The 2,008-nt window shown below is 66.2% G+C and carries 4 protein-coding genes and 1 pseudogene; 2 read left to right on the top strand and 3 right to left on the bottom strand.

What is annotated here, in order from left to right; all coding sequences use genetic code 11:
• The coding region (locus E8A12_RS20860) for a hypothetical protein (RefSeq protein ID WP_293372451.1) at positions 1 to 230 on the bottom strand (230 nt) is incomplete at its 3' end.
• Positions 231 to 350: 120 nt separating this feature from the next.
• The gene (locus E8A12_RS20855) at positions 351 to 938 is read right to left on the bottom strand and encodes a TIGR00730 family Rossman fold protein (protein ID WP_293372449.1); all 588 of its coding nucleotides are present in this window, start codon (positions 936 to 938) and stop codon (positions 351 to 353) included.
• Between the two features lie 194 nt (positions 939 to 1,132).
• Here E8A12_RS20855 and E8A12_RS20850 point away from each other — a divergent pair.
• Positions 1,133 to 1,324 (top strand): annotated as a pseudogene (locus E8A12_RS20850) (cold-shock protein); the annotation flags it as partial.
• Between the two features lie 210 nt (positions 1,325 to 1,534).
• Positions 1,535 to 1,732, top strand: a complete 198-nt coding sequence (locus E8A12_RS20845) for a cold-shock protein (RefSeq protein WP_293372453.1) — start codon at positions 1,535 to 1,537, stop codon at positions 1,730 to 1,732.
• Between the two features lie 48 nt (positions 1,733 to 1,780).
• Here E8A12_RS20845 and E8A12_RS20840 read toward each other — a convergent pair.
• On the bottom strand, positions 1,781 to 2,008 hold a 228-nt coding region (locus tag E8A12_RS20840; protein ID WP_293372447.1), incomplete at its 5' end, for a DUF1345 domain-containing protein.

The raw sequence follows: 2,008 nt of genomic DNA, 5'->3' as shown, positions 1-2,008 counted from the left end.
AGGAAGCCGTAGAGCACGCCGCCTTCGTCGCGCAGGTAGATGTCGTAGGCGACATTGTTGCTGACGTTGCTCGGCGTTCCGAAGTTCCCGACGTCGGCGCCGGAATCGAAGCCCACATGGGCGGTCGGCGCTCCGTAATCGGCGTCGAGAACGCCGTCGACCGTGATGCCCGCGTGGGCGGACGTGGCGATGGCGGCGGTCGCGACCGCGGCGATAAGCAATTTCTTCAAGATCAGCCCCCTGCAGGATTTTACATCATAAGAAATCCATAGGACCCGAATCCGCAACTTGCCCTAGCGGCTTCCCCTCAGGGGGGAGTTTTTCGGATTTTCCGCTGGAAAATTAGGCGCCTAGTAGCGCTGCTCCACCGGAGCCACGCCCCACTTGGGCGGTGGTGGTACGTAGGCGCGGAAGGCTTCCAGCGCCTCGGCCGTGGTATCGGCGTAGACCAGCATGTCGACGTACTGCTGCGCCAGGAAGCCCTTGTCAGCCATCTGCTGCACGGTGGCCCGCAAGGGATCGTAGTAGCCGCTGACGTTGACGAAGCCGCAGGGCTTGGCGTGGAAGCCCAGCAGCGCCCAGGTCCACTGTTCGAAAATCTCCTCGAAGGTGCCCGGGCCGCCGGGCAGGCAGAGGAAGCCGTCGGCGAGCTCCGCCATGGCCCATTTGCGTTCGTGCATGGAGTTGACGACGCGCAGTTCGGTCAGGCCCGTGTGGCCGATCTCCTGGTTCACCAGGTCGGCGGGCATCACGCCGATCACCTTGCCGCCGGCCGCCAGGGCCGCGTCGGCGACCGCGCCCATCAGCCCGACCTTGCCGCCGCCGTAGACCAGCGTCAGGCCCGCGCGCGCGATCAGGGTCCCGGCCGTGACGGCTTCGGCTTGGAAGGCCGGATCATTGCCGGGCGCCGAACCACAATAGATACAGAGGCTGTTCACGGGGCGTCGTTCCGCCGTCTGGGAGAGGAATTGGAGGGGCGCTCCAATAGGCCGATTGCGCGCTTCTGTCACGGGGCGGCTGGCCTACCGGCATTTCGCCCGCTACATAGCATTTTACGGTCTGCCAAACTGGGGGGCCGGGCGTCCCAAAAAACGGGGCGGATAAGGCACTCTATCTCGGTTAGGTCAGGCGAATGGCGAGCGGCACGGTCAAGTGGTTCAATACCGCTAAAGGCTTTGGTTTCATCCAACCGGACGACGGCGGAAGTGACGTCTTCGTCCATATTTCTGCGGTCGAGCAGGCAGGCCTTCGCGGTCTGAATGAAGGCGATCTGGTCAATTTCGAACTCGAGCAGGACCGACGGTCCGGCAAGCTTTCGGCAGGCCAGCTGGTCGTCACCGGCCAGGGCGCGGCCCCTCCGCGCAGCGGCGGCGGCGGCGGCGGCGGCTTTGACCGTCCGCGCGGCGGCGGCGGCGGCGGCGGCTTTGACCGCCCGCGCGGCGGCGGCTTCGGCGGTGGCGGTGGCGGTGGCGGTGGCGGTGGCGGCGGTGGCGGACGTCCGGCGGGCGATCCGGCCGGGGCCGGCGCTGGCACGGTGAAGTGGTTCAACCCGACCAAGGGTTTCGGCTTCATCCAGCCTGAAGACGGCGGCCAGGACGTGTTCGTGCACATCTCGGCGGTCGAGCAGGCCGGCCTGCGCGGCCTGAACGAAGGCCAGCATGTCGCCTATGACCTCGAAGCGGACCGTCGCAGCGGCAAGACCTCCGCGACCAATCTTCGGGTCAACGACTAAGCTCTCTCAGCGCCTCCCCTACCCTCGCGGCGGGGGAGGTTGCAACGTCTAGAACAACCCCGCCGTCAGGTTGATGGTGAGGGCCACGATGATCGTGTTGAAGGCGAAGGCCACCAGGCAGTGGACGGTCCCGAGCCGGCGCAGGCCTTTTGACGTGATATTGGCGTCCGCCGTCGCGCAGGCCACCCCGATAACCACTGAAAAATACAGGAAATCCCAATAGTCGGGCGGCTCGTGCCCGGGGAACTCGATGCCCTCGGCGTCGGCCGCGCCGTC

Origin of the sequence: Phenylobacterium sp. (assembly GCF_004799395.1) — a bacterium.
GTDB lineage: Bacteria > Pseudomonadota > Alphaproteobacteria > Caulobacterales > Caulobacteraceae > Phenylobacterium.
This window is presented reverse-complemented; position numbering and strand designations above follow the sequence as displayed.